The following is a 16090-nucleotide window of genomic DNA, read 5'->3' on the forward strand; positions in this document are numbered from 1 at the left end:
AACCGTGCCGGACGGCGGACCGTACCCTGGACGCATGAGCACCGTCCCCGCACCCGAGCCGCGCGACCCGAAGGCCGCGCTCGTCTTCGACGACCCGCTGAACCAGCAGTCCTCGGACGACACCGACCGGGGGTGGGGCGAGCGTCCGGCCGGCGACAGCGCCGCCGACCTCAGGCGCTTCCTCGACGAGAAGCCGCCCCACCACCTCTGAACGGTGCGGAGGGTCTTCGCTAGCGCCCGTCCGGCCCGGCGGCGCGCTGCTGCTTGACCACGCCGTCCGCCGTGCCCGTGCGCTGGGTGACCAGCAGGTCGCGGATGTCCTGGAGGACCTCCAGCTCCGTCACGGGGTTCGGCTCCGGCTCGGTCTTGCCGGTGCGGGCCTGCTTGCGGGCCTCCTGGCGGGCCAGGTACTTCGACATCGGCAGCACCATCAGGAAGTACACCACCGCGGCGGTGATCACGAAGTTCAGCGCGGCACCGGCCACCGAGCCCCAGAGGATCTGCACGCCGCCCTCGGCGGTGCCGTCCGCTCCTGGCTTGCAGGGCTCCTTCAGGCAGTAGCTGTAGTGGTCCAGGTTCTTCGTGCCGATCGCGCCGACCAGCGGATTGATGACGCCCTTCACCACCGCGGTCACGATGCTGGTGAAGGCGGCGCCGATGACCACCGCGACCGCCAGGTCGATGACGTTGCCGCGCATCAGGAAGGCTTTGAAGCCGTCCAGAATGCTCGTCGCTTCCTTCTTCGCACTCACCTCGGTGACTCTCCTCGTCGTGTGCACAGGCTGGGGAACGGAGCGCTCCGCAACCTACGTCAAGGTGCGGCCACCCTGTCCAATCCCGTCCCCCGATCGAGCGACTTGACCGCATGCCTTCGGAAACATGGCCGACAAGGCTCACCACAGCGCCACCGCCAGCCGTGCCGTGGGGCTTGCCCCCACCAGCCGCGCCGCCGTGGCACGCGGCACCGCCAGTACGACCAGCGCCCCGGCAGTGACGCTTCCCTCACCGACACCTGCCTCCGGCCCATCGCCCTGGCCCGGCAGCTCCGGCAGCTCCGGCAGCTCCGGCAGCCGGGCCACCCTGGCCCCGCGCGCGAGCACGCGCGCCGCGCTCCCGCCCGCCGACCGCTCCTCGGCCGCGACCACGTCCACCCGGTCGCCGGGGCGCAGCAGCCGGACGGCGGCCGCGTCGGCGATGCGGACCGGGGCCCGGACCAGCTCGCCCGGCCCGTGCCTCCGTACCGGGTCCGCGGCGGGGTGGCCCCGGGGCCGCTCGGTGGACTGAGTGCCGCCGGACAGCGGGCGGGGGCCGGCCGCGACCAGTGCCGCCGCCGTCACCGCGAGCCCCGCGGCGACCGCCCGGCCCCGGTACCGTGCCAGCCGCCCCGCCTGACGGCCGCCGCCTCGTACGCGCACGGGCGGGAAGAAGGGGACCTCACGGGTGGCCGGGGCATCGGTCCCCGGCGGACGTGGCACACGGAAAGCGGGGACGGTGTTCGGGTTCACGGACATGTGGATCACCACCTGCGGCGAGGGAACGGCTTGCGATCCCCACGATGACCCGCCCCGCCGAACCCCGCCCGAGCCCGTGGACAACGGGCCGGTTGTGGAAAACCCCGTCACCCGGACGAGGAAGAAGACCGACGAGTCGCCCCGCCGCACCCTCAGCCGGCGCCTACCGCAGCCACCTCACGGCAGCTCGATCCCCGGCTCCATCCCCCCGAGCGCGCCCACGCACAGACAGTCCCGCTCCTCGGTGGCCGGCAGCGCGGCCACCGCGTCGAAGAGCACGCCCCGCAGCCGGTCCACGTTGGCCGCGAACACCCGCAGCACCTCGTCGTGGGACACGCCCTCGCCGGTCTCGGCGCCCGCGTCGAGGTCGGTGACCAGGGTCAGCGAGGTGTAGCAGAGCTCCAGTTCACGGGCGAGGGCCGCCTCGGGATGCCCGGTCATGCCCACCACCGACCACCCCTGCGCCTGATGCCACAGCGACTCGGCGCGGGTGGAGAAGCGCGGCCCCTCCACCACGACCAGCGTGCCGCCGTCCACCGGCGTCCAGTCCCGCGCGCGAGCCGCCTTCAGCGCGATGCTCCGCCCGGTCGGGCAGTAGGGGTCGGCCATCGACACGTGCACCACGTTGGACACCGTGCCGTCCGGCAGCGGGACCCCGTCGAAATAGGTCTGGTGCCGCGCCTTGGTGCGGTCGACCATCTGGTCCGGCACCAGCAGCGTGCCCGGCCCGTACTCCGGCCGCAGCCCGCCCACCGCGCACGGGCCGAGAACCTGCCGGACGCCCAGCGAACGCAGCGCCCACAGGTTGGCCCGGTAGTTGATGCGGTGCGGCGGAAGGTGATGGCCGCGACCGTGCCGGGGCAGGAAGGCCACCCGTCGGCCGGCGACCTCGCCCACGAAGACGGAGTCGGAGGGCGCCCCGTAGGGGGTGTCCACCCGGACCTCGGTCACCTCGTCCAGGAACGAGTAGAAGCCCGAGCCGCCGATTACGCCGATCTCTGCGTTCGCCATGCCCAGCACCCTAACGGGCCAGGCGGACGCGGGACCCCCGGGTGCCGCTCACCGGGACATCCCGTGCGCACCTACGCCGAGAACCCCGCCGTCGTATGACGGCAGGGTCCGGGAAAACGGGGTCTCAGGCGGCGGAGCCGGTCGAGGACGACGTCGAAGAAGACGACGAGGACGACGACGAAGACGACGACGTCGAAGAGGACTTCGAGTCCGACGACGACGAGCCGGACGACTTCGCGGCCGGGCTGCTGCTCGACGACGCACCGCGCGAATCGTTGCGGTAGAAACCGGAGCCCTTGAAGACAATGCCGACCGCGGAGAACACCTTCTTCAAGGGGCCACCGCAGTTGGGGCACTCGGTCAGGGCGTCGTCGGTGAACTTCTGCACCGCCTCGAGGCCCTCGCCGCAGTCCTTGCACTGGTACTGGTAGGTCGGCACTGTCTTCCTCCTGGCACTCTCACTCAATGAGTGCTAACGATGCTCCATAGTGACGCATTCCCGTGGATCAGTCCACCGTGACGGGCTCGCGGTGACCGACGCCACGCGCCACGGTGCGGTTCCGGCCCCGGGCGACCAGCAGGGAGCGCAGCGCCACAATCGTCGCCAGCGCCGGCACGGTCCCGGCCATCGGGACCAGGAACCCGGCGCCGTCCCACAGCCGGTCCTCCCATTGTCCCGCGACCGTGACGGCGGCCGCCTGGCCCAGCGCGACCGCGCCGGTCAGCCAGGTGAACGCCTCCGTCCGGGCACCCGCCGGCACCAGGTCCTCCACCAGGGTGTAGCCGGTGATCAGCGCGGGCGCGACACACATGCCGACCAGCAGCCCGAGCCCGGCCAGCAACGGCACCGAGTGCACCGTCCACAGCACGGACGTGGCCAGCGCGAGACCCGCGTAGCCCACGGTGAGACGGCGCCGGGGCGTGGACTTCCAGGCGACCGCGCCGCACACCACCCCGGACAGCATGTTCCCGGCGGCGAAGACGCCGTAGAGGACGCCGTTCAGACCGGGCTCGCCGATCGACTCGGTGAACGCGGCCAGGGAGACCTGCATCCCGCCGAAGACCGACCCGATGCCCAGGAACGTCACGATCAGCACCCGTACACCGGGCACCCGGAGGGCGGACACCGGCGCGGTCGCCTCACCCTCGGCCGCCGCGAGGGCTCCGCGCGGCGGCACCGGGGGCTGTGTGCCCCGCTGGGCGGCGAACAGCAGGCCGCCGACCAGGGTCAGCGCGGCCTCCGTGACCAGTCCGGCCGAAGGGGTGACGGCGGTGCACAGCGCGGTCGCCAGCAGCGGGCCGACCACGAAGGTCAGCTCGTCCGTGACCGACTCGAAGGCCGCCGCCGTGCTCATCAGCGGCGACCCCTTCAGCCGGGTGCCCCAGCGGGCCCGCACCATCGGCCCGACCTGCGGGACCGAGGCGCCGGTCGGCACGGCCGCCACGAACAGCGCCCACAGGGGGGCGTGCGCCAGCGCGAGCGCCGTCAGGGTGAGCCCCGCCGCCGCGTGCACGACGACACCGGGCATCAGCACGGTCCGCTGGCCGTGGCGGTCCGCGAGACGGCCGCTGTAGGGGGCGAACAGGGCCATGGAGACCCCGGTGACGGCCGCCGCGGCACCGGCGGCGCCGTACGAGCCGGTGGTGTGCCGCACCAGCAGCACGATGGAGATGGTGAGCATGGCGAACGGCTGGCGTGCTGCGAAGCCGGGGACCAGGAAGGTCCACGCGCGCTTGGTGCGCAGCAGTTGTCCGTAGCCCGGACGGGGCGGCGCCGACTGCTCGGTGGTGACCGTGGATGCCACGGCCCGTGCCTCTCTTCCGCCTGGTAGCGCGCCCGTGCGGGGGGCACCGAGAGCTGTCCTCTTGCGCGGGACTGCGGTAGATACCGGTGTGCTCAAGGGCTTCGTCCGGCCGCCATACGGTCGCGCCAGCTCTGCGTCAGACAGATCGGACAGAGTTGGTTCGATCAGGTGCCTTGATCGTACAGGCGGCCCCCCGCCGCCGGCCCTGTGAGAACGAGCACGCTCAGTGCCGGTGCGCCTGGCCGCTCGTGCCCAGCCAGTCGGCCAGCTTGCCGCCCTGGGTGACCGCGCGCAGCCGCCGTTCCGCCGCGTCACGGACCGGGTCGGTGGCGACCACCAGCAGCTCGTCCCCGTGCCGCAGCACGGTCGTCGGCGACGGCACGAACGACTTGCCGTCGCGCACGACCAGCGTGACGGCGGCGCCCGGCGGCAGCCGCAGCTCGCCGACCTCAACGCCGTGCATCCGGGAGTCGTCGGGGACGGTCAGCGAGAGCAGATGGCCGCGCAGCCGCTCCAGCGGCGCGGACTCGATGCCGAGGTCGGACGCCTCGCCCTCCTCGCCGAGCCGCAGCTTGCGGGCCAGCCAGGGCAGGGTCGGGCCCTGGACCAGGGTGTAGACGACGACCAGTACGAAGACGATGTTGAAGATGCGGCGGCTGCCGTCGATGCCGCTCACCATCGGGATGGTCGCCAGGATGATGGGCACCGCGCCGCGCAGCCCGGCCCAGGACATCAGGGCCTGCTCCTGCCACGGCACCCGGAACGGGGTCAGGCTGAGCACCACGCTCAGCGGGCGGGCGGCCATGGTCAGCACCAGCCCGATGATCAGCGCGGGCACCACGTCGTCGCCCAGCTCGTGCGGGGTCACCAGCAGGCCGAGCAGGACGAACATGCCGATCTGCGCGATCCAGCCGAGCCCCTCGGCGAACCCGCGCGTGGCCGGCCAGTGCGGCAGCTTGGCGTTGCCCAGCACCATCGACGCCAGGTAGACGGCGAGGAAGCCGCTCCCGTGGGCCAGGGCGCCCGCCGCGTACGCGGTGACGGCGATGGCCATGACGGCGATCGGGTAGAGACCGGAGGCGGGCAGGGCGACGTGCTTGAGCCCCCAGGAGCCGAGGAAGCCCACCGCGAGACCGAGAGCGGCGCCGATGGCCAGCTCCAGCACGATCTCGGCCAGCAGGACGTACCAGTGCTCGACCGGGCCCGCCTGGCAGAAGGCGACGACCAGGATGACCACCGGGGCGTCGTTGAAGCCGGACTCCGCCTCCAGCGTGCCCGTCACGCGCGAGGGGAGGGGAATCCTGCGCAGCACGGAGAACACGGCGGCCGCGTCGGTCGAGGAGACGACCGCGCCGACGATGAACGCCTGCCGCCACTCCAGCCCGACCAGATAGTGCGCGCCCGCCGCCGTCGCGCCGACGCTGACCGCGACGCCCACCGTCGCCAGCACGGAGGCGGACGGCAACGCCGGCCGTACCTCCTTCCACTTCGTGCCGAGACCGCCCTCGGCGAGGATCACGACCAGGGCCGCGTACCCGATGACCTGGGTCATCTCGGCGTTGTCGAAGTGGATGTTCCCGATCCCGTCGGAGCCCATGAGGACGCCGATCCCCAGGTAGACGAGCAGGCTGGGGAGCCCGCTGCGCGAGGAGATCCGCACGGCCGCGACCGCGACCAGGAGGACCAGCGAGCAGGCGAACAGGAGCTGGTTGAGGTGGTGGACAGTCAGCGGCGCATCCCTTCCTTGGCCCGCGCGGGGGCGCACGTGGGCTCGCGTACACAAGACACTGAGGGGGCGGCGGACCGCACCCGACTACTTCGTTACCTTACCTAACTCTTGACGTTTCCTTGACGCTCGCGTTGGCAAGATCGAACGCCCGTGCACGCCGGTTCCCGACTCCGCGTCAAGTGGTTCCGGGCCCTGCGCCTATGGTTGCTCCAGCGCTCATTCAAAGTCACAGCCCGACCTGCCGCTCGCGTTAGGACAGCAAGGACAGCGATGCCCCCCAACACCACCGCCACATCGGGCGACAAGCCCGGCAAGTCCGGCAGGAAGAAGGGGCGCAAAGCCCGACTTGTCGTGCTTCTGCTGGTCCTGGCCCTGATCGGAGGCATAGCCTTCGGGGCGTTCTGGTCCATCAGCACCGTGCGTGCCTCCTTCCCGCAGACCAAGGGATCACTCACGCTCGAGGGCCTGTCCGGCCCCGTCGACGTCAAGCGCGACGGTTACGGCATCCCGCAGATCTACGCGTCCTCCGACGCGGACCTCTTCATGGCGCAGGGCTACGTCCAGGCGCAGGACCGGTTCTACGAGATGGACGTGCGCCGCCATCTCACCTCCGGGCGCCTGTCCGAGATGTTCGGCAAGAGCCAGGTCAAGAACGACTCCTTCCTGCGCACCCTCGGCTGGGACCGGGTGGCGAAGCAGGAGTACGACACCAAGCTGTCGCCGTCGGCGAAGAAGTACCTCCAGGCGTACGCCAAGGGGGTCAACGCCTACCTCAAGGGCAAGGACGCCCAGGACGTCTCCCTGGAGTACGCGGCCCTCGGGTTCACCAACGACTACAAGCCCGCCGAGTGGACCCCGGTCGACTCCGTCGCGTGGCTGAAGGCGATGGCCTGGGACCTGCGCGGCAACATGCGCGACGAGACCGACCGCGCCCTGATGACCAGCCGCCTGGACCCGAAGCAGATCCGCGAGCTGTACCCGGACTACCCCTACGACCGGAACAAGCCGATCGTGCGCGAGGGCCAGTACAGCGCGCTGAGCAAGAGCTTCCAGCAGGCCGGCGCCCCGGCGGGCACCACCACGGGCACGCAGGGCGGCACGGGCACCCAGGGCGCGACGGGGACCACCGGGACCACCGGGACCACGGGGACCACGGGAACGACGGGAACCGGCACCGCGGGCGGCACCGGCACCACCGGCGCCACCGGCACCGGCCTCACCGGCCAGCTCACCAGCCTCTCCAAGGTCCTCGACGACCTCCCCACCGCCGTCGGCGTCAACGGCCAGGGCATCGGCTCGAACTCGTGGGTCGTCTCGGGCGAGCACACGATCACCGGCAAGCCGCTGCTGGCCAACGACCCGCACCTGTCGGCGTCGCTGCCCTCGGTCTGGTACCAGATGGGCCTGCACTGCCGGAGCGTCTCCAGCAAGTGCCAGTTCGACGTCGCGGGCTACACCTTCGCCGGGATGCCCGGCGTGGTCATCGGCCACAACGGACGCATCGCCTGGGGCATGACCAACTCCGGCGTCGACGTCAGCGACCTCTACCTGGAGAAGCTCTCCGGCGACGGCTACCTCTACGACGGCAAGGTCCGCCCCTTCCGCACCCGTGAGGAGACCATCAAGGTCGCCGGGGGCGGCTCCAAGAAGATCGTCGTCCGCCAGACCGCCGACGGCATGCCGCTGCTCTCCGACCGCGACGACGAGCTCGTCGAGGTGGGCCGCAAGGCGGACGTCGACACCGCCGCCCCCGACCGCGGCGACGGCTACGGCATCGCACTGCGCTGGACCGCGCTCGACCCCGGCACCTCCATGGACGCCGTGTTCGCCATGGACAAGGCGTCCGACTGGACGAGCTTCCGCTCGGCAGCCGCCCTGTTCGACGTGCCCTCGCAGAACCTGATCTACGCGGACACCCGGCACATCGGCTACACCCTGCCCGGCAAGATCCCGACCCGCTCCGCGGGCGACGACGGCTCCGTGCCGGCGCCGGGCTGGGACTCCAAGTACCGCTGGACCGGCTTCATCGGCAAGGACGAGCTGCCCTACGAGTACGACCCGGAGCGCGGCTACATCGTCACCGCCAACCAGGCCGTGGTCGACAAGGACAAGTACCCGTACACCCTGACCACCGACTGGGGCTACGGCACCCGCAGCCAGCGCATCGCCGATCTGATCGAGTCCAAGATCAAGGACGGCGGCAAGGTCTCCACCGACGACATGCGCCAGATGCAGCTCGACAACAGCAGCGAGATCGCCAAGCTGCTGGTGCCCAAGCTGCTGAAGCTGGACCTGGACGACCCCGAGGTCCGCAAGGCGCAGAAGCTGCTGGAGGGCTGGGACTACACCCAGGACGCCGACTCGGCCGCCGCCGCGTACTTCAACGCCGTGTGGCGCAACATCCTCAAGCTCGGCTTCGGCGACAAGCTCCCCAAGGAGCTGCGCGCCAAGGGCCAGTGCCTGTGGGTGGAGAAGGCGGGCAGCACCGGGCCGCTGGACGACGAGGGCAAGGTCCGCGAGTGCGGCCGGCGCGACGCCGACCAGGCGCAGCCGGACGGCGGCGACCGCTGGTTCGAGGTCGTGCGCACGCTCATGGACAAGCCGGACAGCCAGTGGTGGCAGGCGCCGAAGTCGGGCAACCGCCCGGCCGCGCACGACCGCGACGAGCTGTTCACCCGGGCCATGATCGACGCCCGCTGGGAGCTGACCGCCAAGCTCGGCAAGGACATCGACACCTGGAGCTGGGGACGCCTGCACCGGCTGTTCCTGAAGAACCAGACGCTCGGCCTCGAGGGCCCGGAACTGGTCCGGTACGCGCTCAACCGCGGCCCCTGGAAGCTCAGCGGCGGCGAGGCCACCGTCAACGCGACCGGCTGGAACGCGGCCGGGGGCTACGGCGTGGTGTGGGTGCCGTCCATGCGGATGGTGGTCAACATGGCGGACCTCGACAAGTCCCGCTGGATCAACCTCAGCGGTGCCTCCGGGCACGCCTTCAGCGCCCACTACACCGACCAGACCGACAAGTGGGCCGACGGCGATCTGCTGCCCTGGTCGTTCACCGACAAGTCGGTCGACGGAAGCACGAAGGACACGCTGAGCCTGCGGCCGTGAGCCGCTGACGGCGGTACCGACGGTGAAGGCCCTCCACGCGCGTGGGGGGCCTTCCCCCGTACCGGGACGCTTTCAGGGGCGCGCGAAACGGCGTACGCCCCCCGGCGTCACCACGGCGTGCACCGGGCGGTCGTGCGCCTCGGCGGGCACTCGTGCCACCACCTCCGTGTCGTACAGGAGCACGACGAGCGACGGGCGCGCGCCCGCGCGCTCCAGGCGCGCGAGCACCCGGTCGTACGACCCCCCGCCCCGCCCCAGCCGCATCCCGCGCGCGTCCACCGCGAGGCCGGGCAGCAGCACCACGTCCGCCGAGAGGACCGCGTCCGGGCCGAGGCGCGCGCCGGCGGGCTCGGACAGCTCCATCCGCCCGCCGTGCCGGACGGCCGCCAGCGAGCCGGGTCCGGCGTACGCGCCCCAGTCGAGGTCGTCGTCGGGCAGCAGCGCCGGGAGCAGCACGCGGGTGCCCCGCAGACGCAGCTCCTCCAGCAGCTCGGTGGTGGCGGGTTCGGTGCCCACCGAGACGTATGCGGCGACCGTGCCGGCGCCGGCGAGTTCGGGCAGCAGGAGGGCGTGCGCGGCCAGCGCGGTGCCCGCACCGGCGCGTTCGTCCGGCGTCAATGCCCTTCTGGCGGACAGGAGTTCACGGCGCAGCTCCCGCTTTCCGGGGTCGGCCGCACGTCCGTCGTATTCCACAACCCGTCCCGGCTTTCTCTCGTTCCGCCCGTATCACGTTCACCTAAGCGGAGCAGCGGATTCTCCGCAAAGGACACCGGTTAGAGTGGCGCGCATGACTCAGTCGCACCCAAGGATCAGCAAGGCTGTCATCCCGGCAGCCGGGCTCGGCACCCGTTTCCTGCCCGCCACCAAGGCCACTCCGAAGGAGATGCTGCCGGTCGTGGACAAGCCGGCGATCCAGTACGTGGTCGAGGAAGCGGTATCAGCCGGCCTTGAGGACGTACTGATGGTCACCGGGCGTAACAAGCGTCCGCTGGAGGACCACTTCGACCGCAACTACGAGCTCGAGTCGGCCCTGCAGAAGAAGGGCGACGCCGACCGGCTCTCCAGGGTGCAGGAGTCCAGCGACCTGGCCACGATGCACTACGTCCGCCAGGGCGACCCCCGCGGCCTCGGCCACGCCGTGCTGTGCGCCGCGCCGCACGTGGGCCACGAGCCCTTCGCGGTCCTGCTCGGCGACGACCTGATCGACCCCCGCGACCCCCTGCTCCAGCGCATGATCGACGTGCAGGAGCAGCACGGCGGCAGTGTGATCGCCCTCATGGAGGTCGCCCCCGAGCAGATCCACCTCTACGGCTGCGCGGCCGTGGAGAGCACCGGTGAGGGCGACGTCGTCAAGATCACCGGCCTGGTCGAGAAGCCGGACCCGGCCGACGCCCCGTCCAACTATGCGATCATCGGGCGTTACGTCCTCGACCCGCACATCTTCGACATACTGCGCAAGACCGAGCCCGGCCGGGGCGGCGAGATCCAGCTCACCGACGCGCTCCAGCAGCTCGCCGAGGACGAGAAGATCGGCGGTCCGGTGCACGGCGTCGTCTTCAAGGGCCGCCGTTATGACACCGGCGACCGCGCCGACTACCTGCGTGCCATTGTCCGCCTCGCGTGCGAACGTGAGGACCTGGGCCCGGACTTCAGGACCTGGCTGCGCAGTTTCGTCGCCGAGGAGATGCAGGAAAGTTGAGCACCGCCGCGAACCGTCCCGTCGGACCGGACCACGTGTGGTCGGTGGACGAGCACCTGGAGGACATTCTCAGCACCGTCCGCCCGCTCGACCCCATCGAGCTCCAGCTCCCCGACGCGCAGGGCTGTGCGCTGGTCGACGACGTCATGGTGCCGGTGTCGTTGCCGCCCTTCGACAACAGCTCCATGGACGGTTACGCGGTACGGGTCACGGACGTGACCGGTGCGAGCGAGGAGTACCCGGCGGTCCTGGACGTGGTCGGTGACGTCGCCGCGGGCGACGCCGCCCCCGTCCAGGTCGGCCCCGGCCAGGCGGCGCGCATCATGACCGGTGCGCCGCTGCCGCCCGGCGCCGAGGCCGTCGTCCCCGTCGAGTGGACGGACGCCGGGCTCGGCGGCGGCCCCGCCAGCGGCATGCGCGCCCGCGCCCAGGCGCCCGAGGGCGCCGAGGGGCAGGTGCGCGTCTTCCGGCCCGCCGAGACCGGGGCGCACGTCCGGCCCAGCGGCAGCGACGTCCGCGCCGGTGACCGGGCGCTCGCCGCCGGTACGGTCCTCGGCCCCTCCCAGATCGCACTGCTGGCCGCGATCGGCCGGGGCACGGTCCGGGTGCGCCCGCGCCCGCGCGTCGTCGTGATGTCCACCGGCAGTGAACTCGTCCAGCCGGGCGAGCCGTTGGCGCACGGTCAGATCTTCGACTCCAACAGCTTCGCCCTCACCGCCGCGGCCCGCGCCGCGGGGGCCATCGCCTACCGGGTCGGCGCGGTCGCGGACGACGCGGACGTGCTGCGCTCCACCATCGAGGACCAGTTGGTCCGCGCCGACCTGCTCGTCACCACCGGCGGGGTGAGCGTCGGCGCGTACGACGTGGTCAAGGAGGCGCTGACCGAGGTCGGCGACGAGGAGGGCGGCGGGGTCGACTTCCGCAAGCTCGCCATGCAGCCCGGCAAGCCCCAGGGCTTCGGCGCGGTGGGCCCCGACCACACCCCGCTGCTGGCCCTGCCCGGCAACCCGGTGTCGTCGTACGTCTCCTTCGAGCTGTTCGTCCGCCCGGCCATCCGCGCCCTGATGGGGTTCGCGGACGTCCAGCGGCCGCGCACGCGGGCCACTCTCAAGGTGGACGAGCCGCTGCGCTCGCCCGAGGGCCGCCGGCAGTTCCTGCGCGGCAACTACGAGGACGGCGAGGTCGCCCCGGTGGGCGGCAGCGGTTCCCATCTGATCGCCGCGCTGGCACACGCCAACGCGCTGATCGTGCTCCCCGAGGACATGGCCACGGCCGAGCCCGGCACCGAGGTCGAGGTCGTCCTGCTCGGCTGACCGGAAGGCACCCGCGCGGGTCCTCGGCGGGCCGTCGCGGGAGCCCGGGCCGGTGTCCGGGCCGACTTGGCGGTACCGTGGCGCGCACACGAGGCCCGCGCACCGCAAGCGCCGGCGGGCCGCAAACGGGAAGCACCGCACACCATGAGTACGCACGACCGACTGACGCACATCGACGAGGCGGGCGCGGCCCGCATGGTCGACGTATCCGGGAAGGAAGTGACCGCGCGCACCGCCCGTGCCAGTGGCCGGGTGCTCGTGTCACCGCGCGTGGTCGAGCTGCTGCGCGGCGAGGGGGTGCCCAAGGGCGACGCCCTGGCCACCGCCCGGATCGCGGGCATCATGGGCGCCAAGCGCACCCCGGACCTGATCCCGCTGTGCCACCCGCTGTCGGTGTCCGGCGTGACGCTGGACCTCGCCGTCACGGACGAGGGCGTGGAGATCCTGGCCACCGTGAAGACCACCGACCGCACGGGCGTGGAGATGGAGGCGCTCACGGCCGTCTCCGTCGCCGCGCTCACCGTGGTCGACATGGTGAAGGCGGTCGACAAGGGCGCCGTCATCACCGACGTGCGGGTGGAGGAGAAGACCGGCGGCAAGTCCGGCCACTGGAGCCGGGCGTGACCGGCGCCCCGGCGTACCGGGCGCTGGTCGTCACCGCCTCCAACCGCGCCGCCGCCGGCGTCTACGCCGACAAGGGCGGCCCCGCGGTGGCCGAGGGCCTCACGCGCCTCGGCTTCGCCGTGGACGGGCCCGAGGTGGTCCCGGACGGCGACCCGGTCGAGGCCGCCCTGCGCGCGGCCGTGGCGGCCGGGTACGACGCGGTCGTGACCACCGGCGGCACCGGTATCTCGCCCACCGACCGCACCCCCGAGGCGACCCGCGCGGTCCTCGACTACGAGGTGCCGGGCATCGCCGAGGCGATCCGCGCGTACGGGCGCGAGAAGGTGCCCACCGCCGCGCTCTCACGGGGCCTGGCCGGGGTCGCGGGCACCACGGTGATCGTGAACCTGCCGGGTTCGAGCGGGGGAGTGCGGGACGGGCTCGCCGTGCTGGAGCCGCTGCTGACGCACGCCGTCGACCAGATCCGCGGCGGCGACCACCCCCGGCCCGACGCACCGGGTCACGCGGGCGCCGGGGGTGCGAGCTGACCGGCAGATCCTGGCCCGTGGTGCTGGTGGACGGGGATGTCGTCCTGCGGCCGATACGGGCGCGCGACCAGCGTGCCTGGCGCGAGGTGAACCGGCGCAACCGGGACTGGCTGCGCCCCTGGGAGGCGACCATCCCGCCGCCCACCCCGAGCGGGCCGATCACGCACCGGCCCACCTACCGCCAGATGATCCGGCACCTGCGCTCGGAGGCGGGGGCGGGCCGGATGCTGCCGTTCGTCATCGAGTACCAGGGGCGCCTGGTCGGCCAGCTCACCGTCGCCGGGATCACCTGGGGTTCCATGTGCTCCGGGCACATCGGCTACTGGGTGGACGAGTCCGTCGCCGGGCGCGGGGTGATGCCGACCGCCGTCGCGCTGGTGTCGGACCACTGCTTCCGCTCGGTGGGTCTGCACCGGCTGGAGGTCTGCATCCGTCCGGAGAACCGGCCCAGTCGCCGGGTGGTGGAGAAGCTCGGCTTCCGCGAGGAGGGGCTGCGGCCGCGCTATCTGCACATCGACGGTGCCTGGCGCGACCATCTGGTCTACGCGCTCACCGCCGAGGAGGTCCCCGACGGCCTGGTCGACCGCTGGCGGCGCGCGCGTGCCGGCCGGCCGGGGAATGCGAACAGCACGGGAAATTGAATATCTGTTCGAATTAATGCGTGAGTGGACCGTCTCGGGTCCGTCTCCGGGCATTCAATTCCGCCCTTCGACGGTCCGCTGATCGCATCGGTCGCAAAAAAAGCTGGAAATATCAGCCAGATCGTGCGACACACCGACTCAATTGGCGGATGGCCTCGGGGAAACCCCTCTACCGTGTGAGTCGTGAGCAGCAGCGGCCTCATCTACGCAGTCATTGTCGGGGCCTGGGCCGCCTACTTGGTGCCGATGTGGCTCCGTAGGCAGGACGAGCTGAACGAGGCCCGTCCGACGGAACGCTTCAGCACCGCCATCCGGCTGCTGTCCGGAAGGGCGGGGATGGAGCGCCGATACGCCAAGGACCTGCGGGCGCGCTCCACCCAGGAGGGGGAGCCGGACGCCGGTGACCCGGACGTCGCCACCGACTCGGTGGACGTCCGGGACTTCGCCATGCCTCCGACGCGCCGTCAGGTCCGGGCGGACATCGAGCCGGAGCGGCAGGTGCGGGCGGAAGCCCCGCGCGAGGAGGTGGCCGTGCCGGCCCCCAAGTCGCCCTCCGCGCAGGCGCATCCGCCCCGTTCAGCCCCGGCGCCCGAACCCGAACACGTCCTTCCGCCCGCCCGGCGCGCGCCCTCGGCGCAGGCGGCCGCGGCGCGCGCCCAGCGCACGAAGGTGCTCGCGCGAAGGCGGCGCACCACCGTGGTGCTCTTCCTCGCCTTCACGGTCGGCGCGATCGCCGCCGCGGTGGGGGGCCTGGCCTTCCTCTGGGTGCCCGCCGTGCCCGCGGTCCTGCTCAGCGCGTACATCGGCTACCTGCGCCAGCAGGAACGGCGCAGGTTCGCCTTCCAGATGGACCGCAGGAGCGCCGAGGACGCGGCGGCGCGGCTGCGTGAGCGCGCCCGCCAGCCGCGCCGCCGCGCGGCCGCCGAGGCGGTCGTCGTCGACGAGCCGGAGGAGGGGACGGGGCCGCACACCGACCCCGCTCTGTCCGCCGCCCTCGCCGCCGACCGGCGTGCCCTGGTCGAGCAGACCGACCACGCCGAGTGGGTCGACCAGCAGCGCGAGCGGCAGCGCCGCCCCGGACACGGCGAGAGCTGGGACCCGGTCCCGGTGCCGCTGCCCACGTACGTGACCGCGCCGGTCGCCCCGCGCGCCACCGCCGACGTGGACCTCGGCGCACCCGGCACCTGGAGTTCGGCACGCTCCAGCGCCGTCACCCCGGACCAGCGCCCCGAAGTCCCGGCCGCCGATCCGGCGCAGGCCGAGGGGCGCCCGGAGGACGGCCGGGGCGACGCCCGCCGCAGCGCCTCGGCCCGCCGGGCCCGCGAGCGCGGCCGTACCCCGCTGTTCGACCAGTACGAGGACGGCGACCGCCCGCGGGCCGCCAACGAGTGACCCGCGCCCTGACCAGTCCGGGAGCGGATTTCCGAGCACCCCGATCGGGATGCTAGAGTTTCACTCGTTGCAAGGGCCTGTGGCGCAGTCTGGTAGCGCACCTCGTTCGCATCGAGGGGGTCTGGGGTTCAAATCCCCACAGGTCCACGCATCATGAAGCCCCAGCCGGCTAAGTCGGCTGGGGCTTCTGCACGTCTAGAGCGGCTTCGCGTAGCAGAGGCTGTTGTCGTGGTGGCGGTAGTAGCCGAACTTGGCGCACGGGGTGTAGCCGCTGGAGGCGTACAGGGCGACGGCCTCCGGCTGTTCGGTGCCGGTCTCCAGGACCATGCGGGTGCGGCCGGCCGCGCGGGCGTCCGCCTCCAGTTCCGCGAGGATGCGGCGGGCGAGGCCCTGGCCGCGCATCTGCTCGATGACGAACATGCGCTTCAGTTCCGCGTCGCCGTCCCTGTTGCCCTCGTCGTTCAGGTCCTGGCTGCGCCAGCCGCCGGTGGCGACCGGGCGGTCCAGCGCGTCGTACGCGATCAGGTAGACGCCTCTGGGCGGGTCGAAGTCCGCGGGGTCCAGGGCGGTGGCGTCGCCGCCGTCGCCGTAGCGCACGTGGTATTCGGCCTGGACCTCGTCGTTGAGCTTCACGGCGTCGGGGTGATCGAAGCGAACGCGACGTATATTCATGCTGGGTATCGTACTTCTATGCGGCGAGTGGGCATCGGACTCCACCAGTGTGCCG

16 protein-coding genes and 1 tRNA gene are annotated in these 16090 nt (G+C 72.1%); 9 read left to right on the forward strand and 8 right to left on the reverse strand.

All coding sequences use genetic code 11. From position 1 onward, the window contains the following. The first annotated feature begins 34 nt into the window (after positions 1–34). Positions 35–211: a hypothetical protein gene (locus HEK131_RS02705; RefSeq protein ID WP_202496326.1), complete on the forward strand. Its 177-nt coding sequence runs from the start codon at positions 35–37 to the stop codon at positions 209–211. Between the two features lie 19 nt (positions 212–230). Here the strand turns inward: HEK131_RS02705 and mscL are convergent, their stop codons facing one another. The 6 genes from mscL to HEK131_RS02735 all read right to left on the reverse strand — a co-directional run bounded on the left by mscL (position 231) and on the right by HEK131_RS02735 (position 6092). After that, positions 231–752, reverse strand: a complete 522-nt coding sequence (gene mscL / locus HEK131_RS02710) for a large conductance mechanosensitive channel protein MscL (protein WP_244333539.1) — start codon at positions 750–752, stop codon at positions 231–233. 141 nt (positions 753–893) lie between these two features. Beyond that, positions 894–1511, reverse strand: coding sequence for an RcpC/CpaB family pilus assembly protein (locus HEK131_RS02715; protein ID WP_244333540.1), 618 nt, complete (start codon positions 1509–1511; stop codon positions 894–896). 177 nt (positions 1512–1688) lie between these two features. Next, positions 1689–2522, reverse strand: coding sequence for an S-methyl-5'-thioadenosine phosphorylase (locus HEK131_RS02720; RefSeq protein ID WP_217461250.1), 834 nt, complete (start codon positions 2520–2522; stop codon positions 1689–1691). 124 nt (positions 2523–2646) lie between these two features. After that, on the reverse strand, positions 2647–2961 hold the full coding sequence (locus HEK131_RS02725) for an FmdB family zinc ribbon protein (RefSeq protein WP_217461249.1): 315 nt from the start codon (positions 2959–2961) through the stop codon (positions 2647–2649). 67 nt (positions 2962–3028) lie between these two features. Next, positions 3029–4327: an MFS transporter gene (locus HEK131_RS02730; protein WP_244333541.1), complete on the reverse strand. Its 1299-nt coding sequence runs from the start codon at positions 4325–4327 to the stop codon at positions 3029–3031. Positions 4328–4550: 223 nt separating this feature from the next. Beyond that, on the reverse strand, positions 4551–6092 hold the full coding sequence (locus tag HEK131_RS02735; protein WP_244333542.1) for a potassium/proton antiporter: 1542 nt from the start codon (positions 6090–6092) through the stop codon (positions 4551–4553). Positions 6093–6326: 234 nt separating this feature from the next. Here HEK131_RS02735 and HEK131_RS02740 point away from each other — a divergent pair, with 234 nt between their 5' ends. Next, on the forward strand, positions 6327–9167 hold the full coding sequence (locus HEK131_RS02740; RefSeq protein WP_244333543.1) for a penicillin acylase family protein: 2841 nt from the start codon (positions 6327–6329) through the stop codon (positions 9165–9167). 72 nt (positions 9168–9239) lie between these two features. Here the strand turns inward: HEK131_RS02740 and HEK131_RS02745 are convergent, their stop codons facing one another. After that, positions 9240–9860 (reverse strand): 5-formyltetrahydrofolate cyclo-ligase, encoded by a 621-nt coding sequence (locus tag HEK131_RS02745; protein ID WP_244333544.1) that lies wholly within the window; start codon positions 9858–9860, stop codon positions 9240–9242. 94 nt (positions 9861–9954) lie between these two features. On the opposite strand from HEK131_RS02745, the gene galU reads away from it, so the two are divergent. The 7 genes from galU (at position 9955) to HEK131_RS02780 (ending at position 15510) form a co-directional block, all read left to right on the forward strand. Further along, the gene (galU, locus tag HEK131_RS02750; protein WP_161145951.1) at positions 9955–10866 is read left to right on the forward strand and encodes a UTP--glucose-1-phosphate uridylyltransferase GalU; all 912 of its coding nucleotides are present in this window, start codon (positions 9955–9957) and stop codon (positions 10864–10866) included. Beyond that, positions 10863–12179: a molybdotransferase-like divisome protein Glp gene (gene glp / locus HEK131_RS02755; RefSeq protein ID WP_217461244.1), complete on the forward strand. Its 1317-nt coding sequence runs from the start codon at positions 10863–10865 to the stop codon at positions 12177–12179. The genes galU and glp overlap by 4 nt, the downstream gene beginning before the upstream one ends. Positions 12180–12323: 144 nt before the next feature. After that, positions 12324–12803 (forward strand): cyclic pyranopterin monophosphate synthase MoaC, encoded by a 480-nt coding sequence (gene moaC, locus HEK131_RS02760; protein ID WP_030814523.1) that lies wholly within the window; start codon positions 12324–12326, stop codon positions 12801–12803. Then, the gene (locus HEK131_RS02765) at positions 12800–13330 is read left to right on the forward strand and encodes a MogA/MoaB family molybdenum cofactor biosynthesis protein (protein ID WP_244333545.1); all 531 of its coding nucleotides are present in this window, start codon (positions 12800–12802) and stop codon (positions 13328–13330) included. Before moaC ends, HEK131_RS02765 begins: the two co-directional genes overlap by 4 nt. A gap of 17 nt (positions 13331–13347) precedes the next feature. After that, entirely contained in the window at positions 13348–13971 is a 624-nt protein-coding gene (locus HEK131_RS02770; protein ID WP_217461243.1) for a GNAT family N-acetyltransferase, read from the forward strand. A 183-nt stretch (positions 13972–14154) separates the two neighbouring features. After that, a complete protein-coding gene (gene sepX / locus HEK131_RS02775) occupies positions 14155–15363 on the forward strand; it encodes a divisome protein SepX/GlpR (protein ID WP_244333546.1) in 1209 nt (402 codons plus the stop codon). Between the two features lie 73 nt (positions 15364–15436). Continuing rightward, a tRNA-Ala gene (locus HEK131_RS02780) sits at positions 15437–15510 on the forward strand. A gap of 48 nt (positions 15511–15558) precedes the next feature. Here HEK131_RS02780 and HEK131_RS02785 read toward each other — a convergent pair. Then, on the reverse strand, positions 15559–16035 hold the full coding sequence (locus HEK131_RS02785) for a GNAT family N-acetyltransferase (protein WP_217461241.1): 477 nt from the start codon (positions 16033–16035) through the stop codon (positions 15559–15561). Between the last annotated feature and the right edge of the window lie 55 nt (positions 16036–16090).

It is taken from the genome of Streptomyces seoulensis (genome assembly GCF_022846655.1).
In the GTDB taxonomy this organism is placed as follows: Bacteria; Actinomycetota; Actinomycetes; order Streptomycetales; family Streptomycetaceae; genus Streptomyces.

Bases quoted from the DNA above. Each gene is read 5' to 3' on its own strand.
- HEK131_RS02705 (WP_202496326.1), top strand. From the start codon at position 35: ATGAGCACCGTCCCCGCACCCGAGCCGCGCGACCCGAAGGCCGCGCTC.
- HEK131_RS02715 (WP_244333540.1), bottom strand. From the start codon at position 1,511: ATGTCCGTGAACCCGAACACCGTCCCCGCTTTCCGTGTGCCACGTCCG.
- HEK131_RS02720 (WP_217461250.1), bottom strand. From the start codon at position 2,522: ATGGCGAACGCAGAGATCGGCGTAATCGGCGGCTCGGGCTTCTACTCG.
- HEK131_RS02740 (WP_244333543.1), top strand. From the start codon at position 6,327: ATGCCCCCCAACACCACCGCCACATCGGGCGACAAGCCCGGCAAGTCC.
- galU (WP_161145951.1), top strand. From the start codon at position 9,955: ATGACTCAGTCGCACCCAAGGATCAGCAAGGCTGTCATCCCGGCAGCC.
- moaC (WP_030814523.1), top strand. From the start codon at position 12,324: ATGAGTACGCACGACCGACTGACGCACATCGACGAGGCGGGCGCGGCC.
- HEK131_RS02785 (WP_217461241.1), bottom strand. From the start codon at position 16,035: ATGAATATACGTCGCGTTCGCTTCGATCACCCCGACGCCGTGAAGCTC.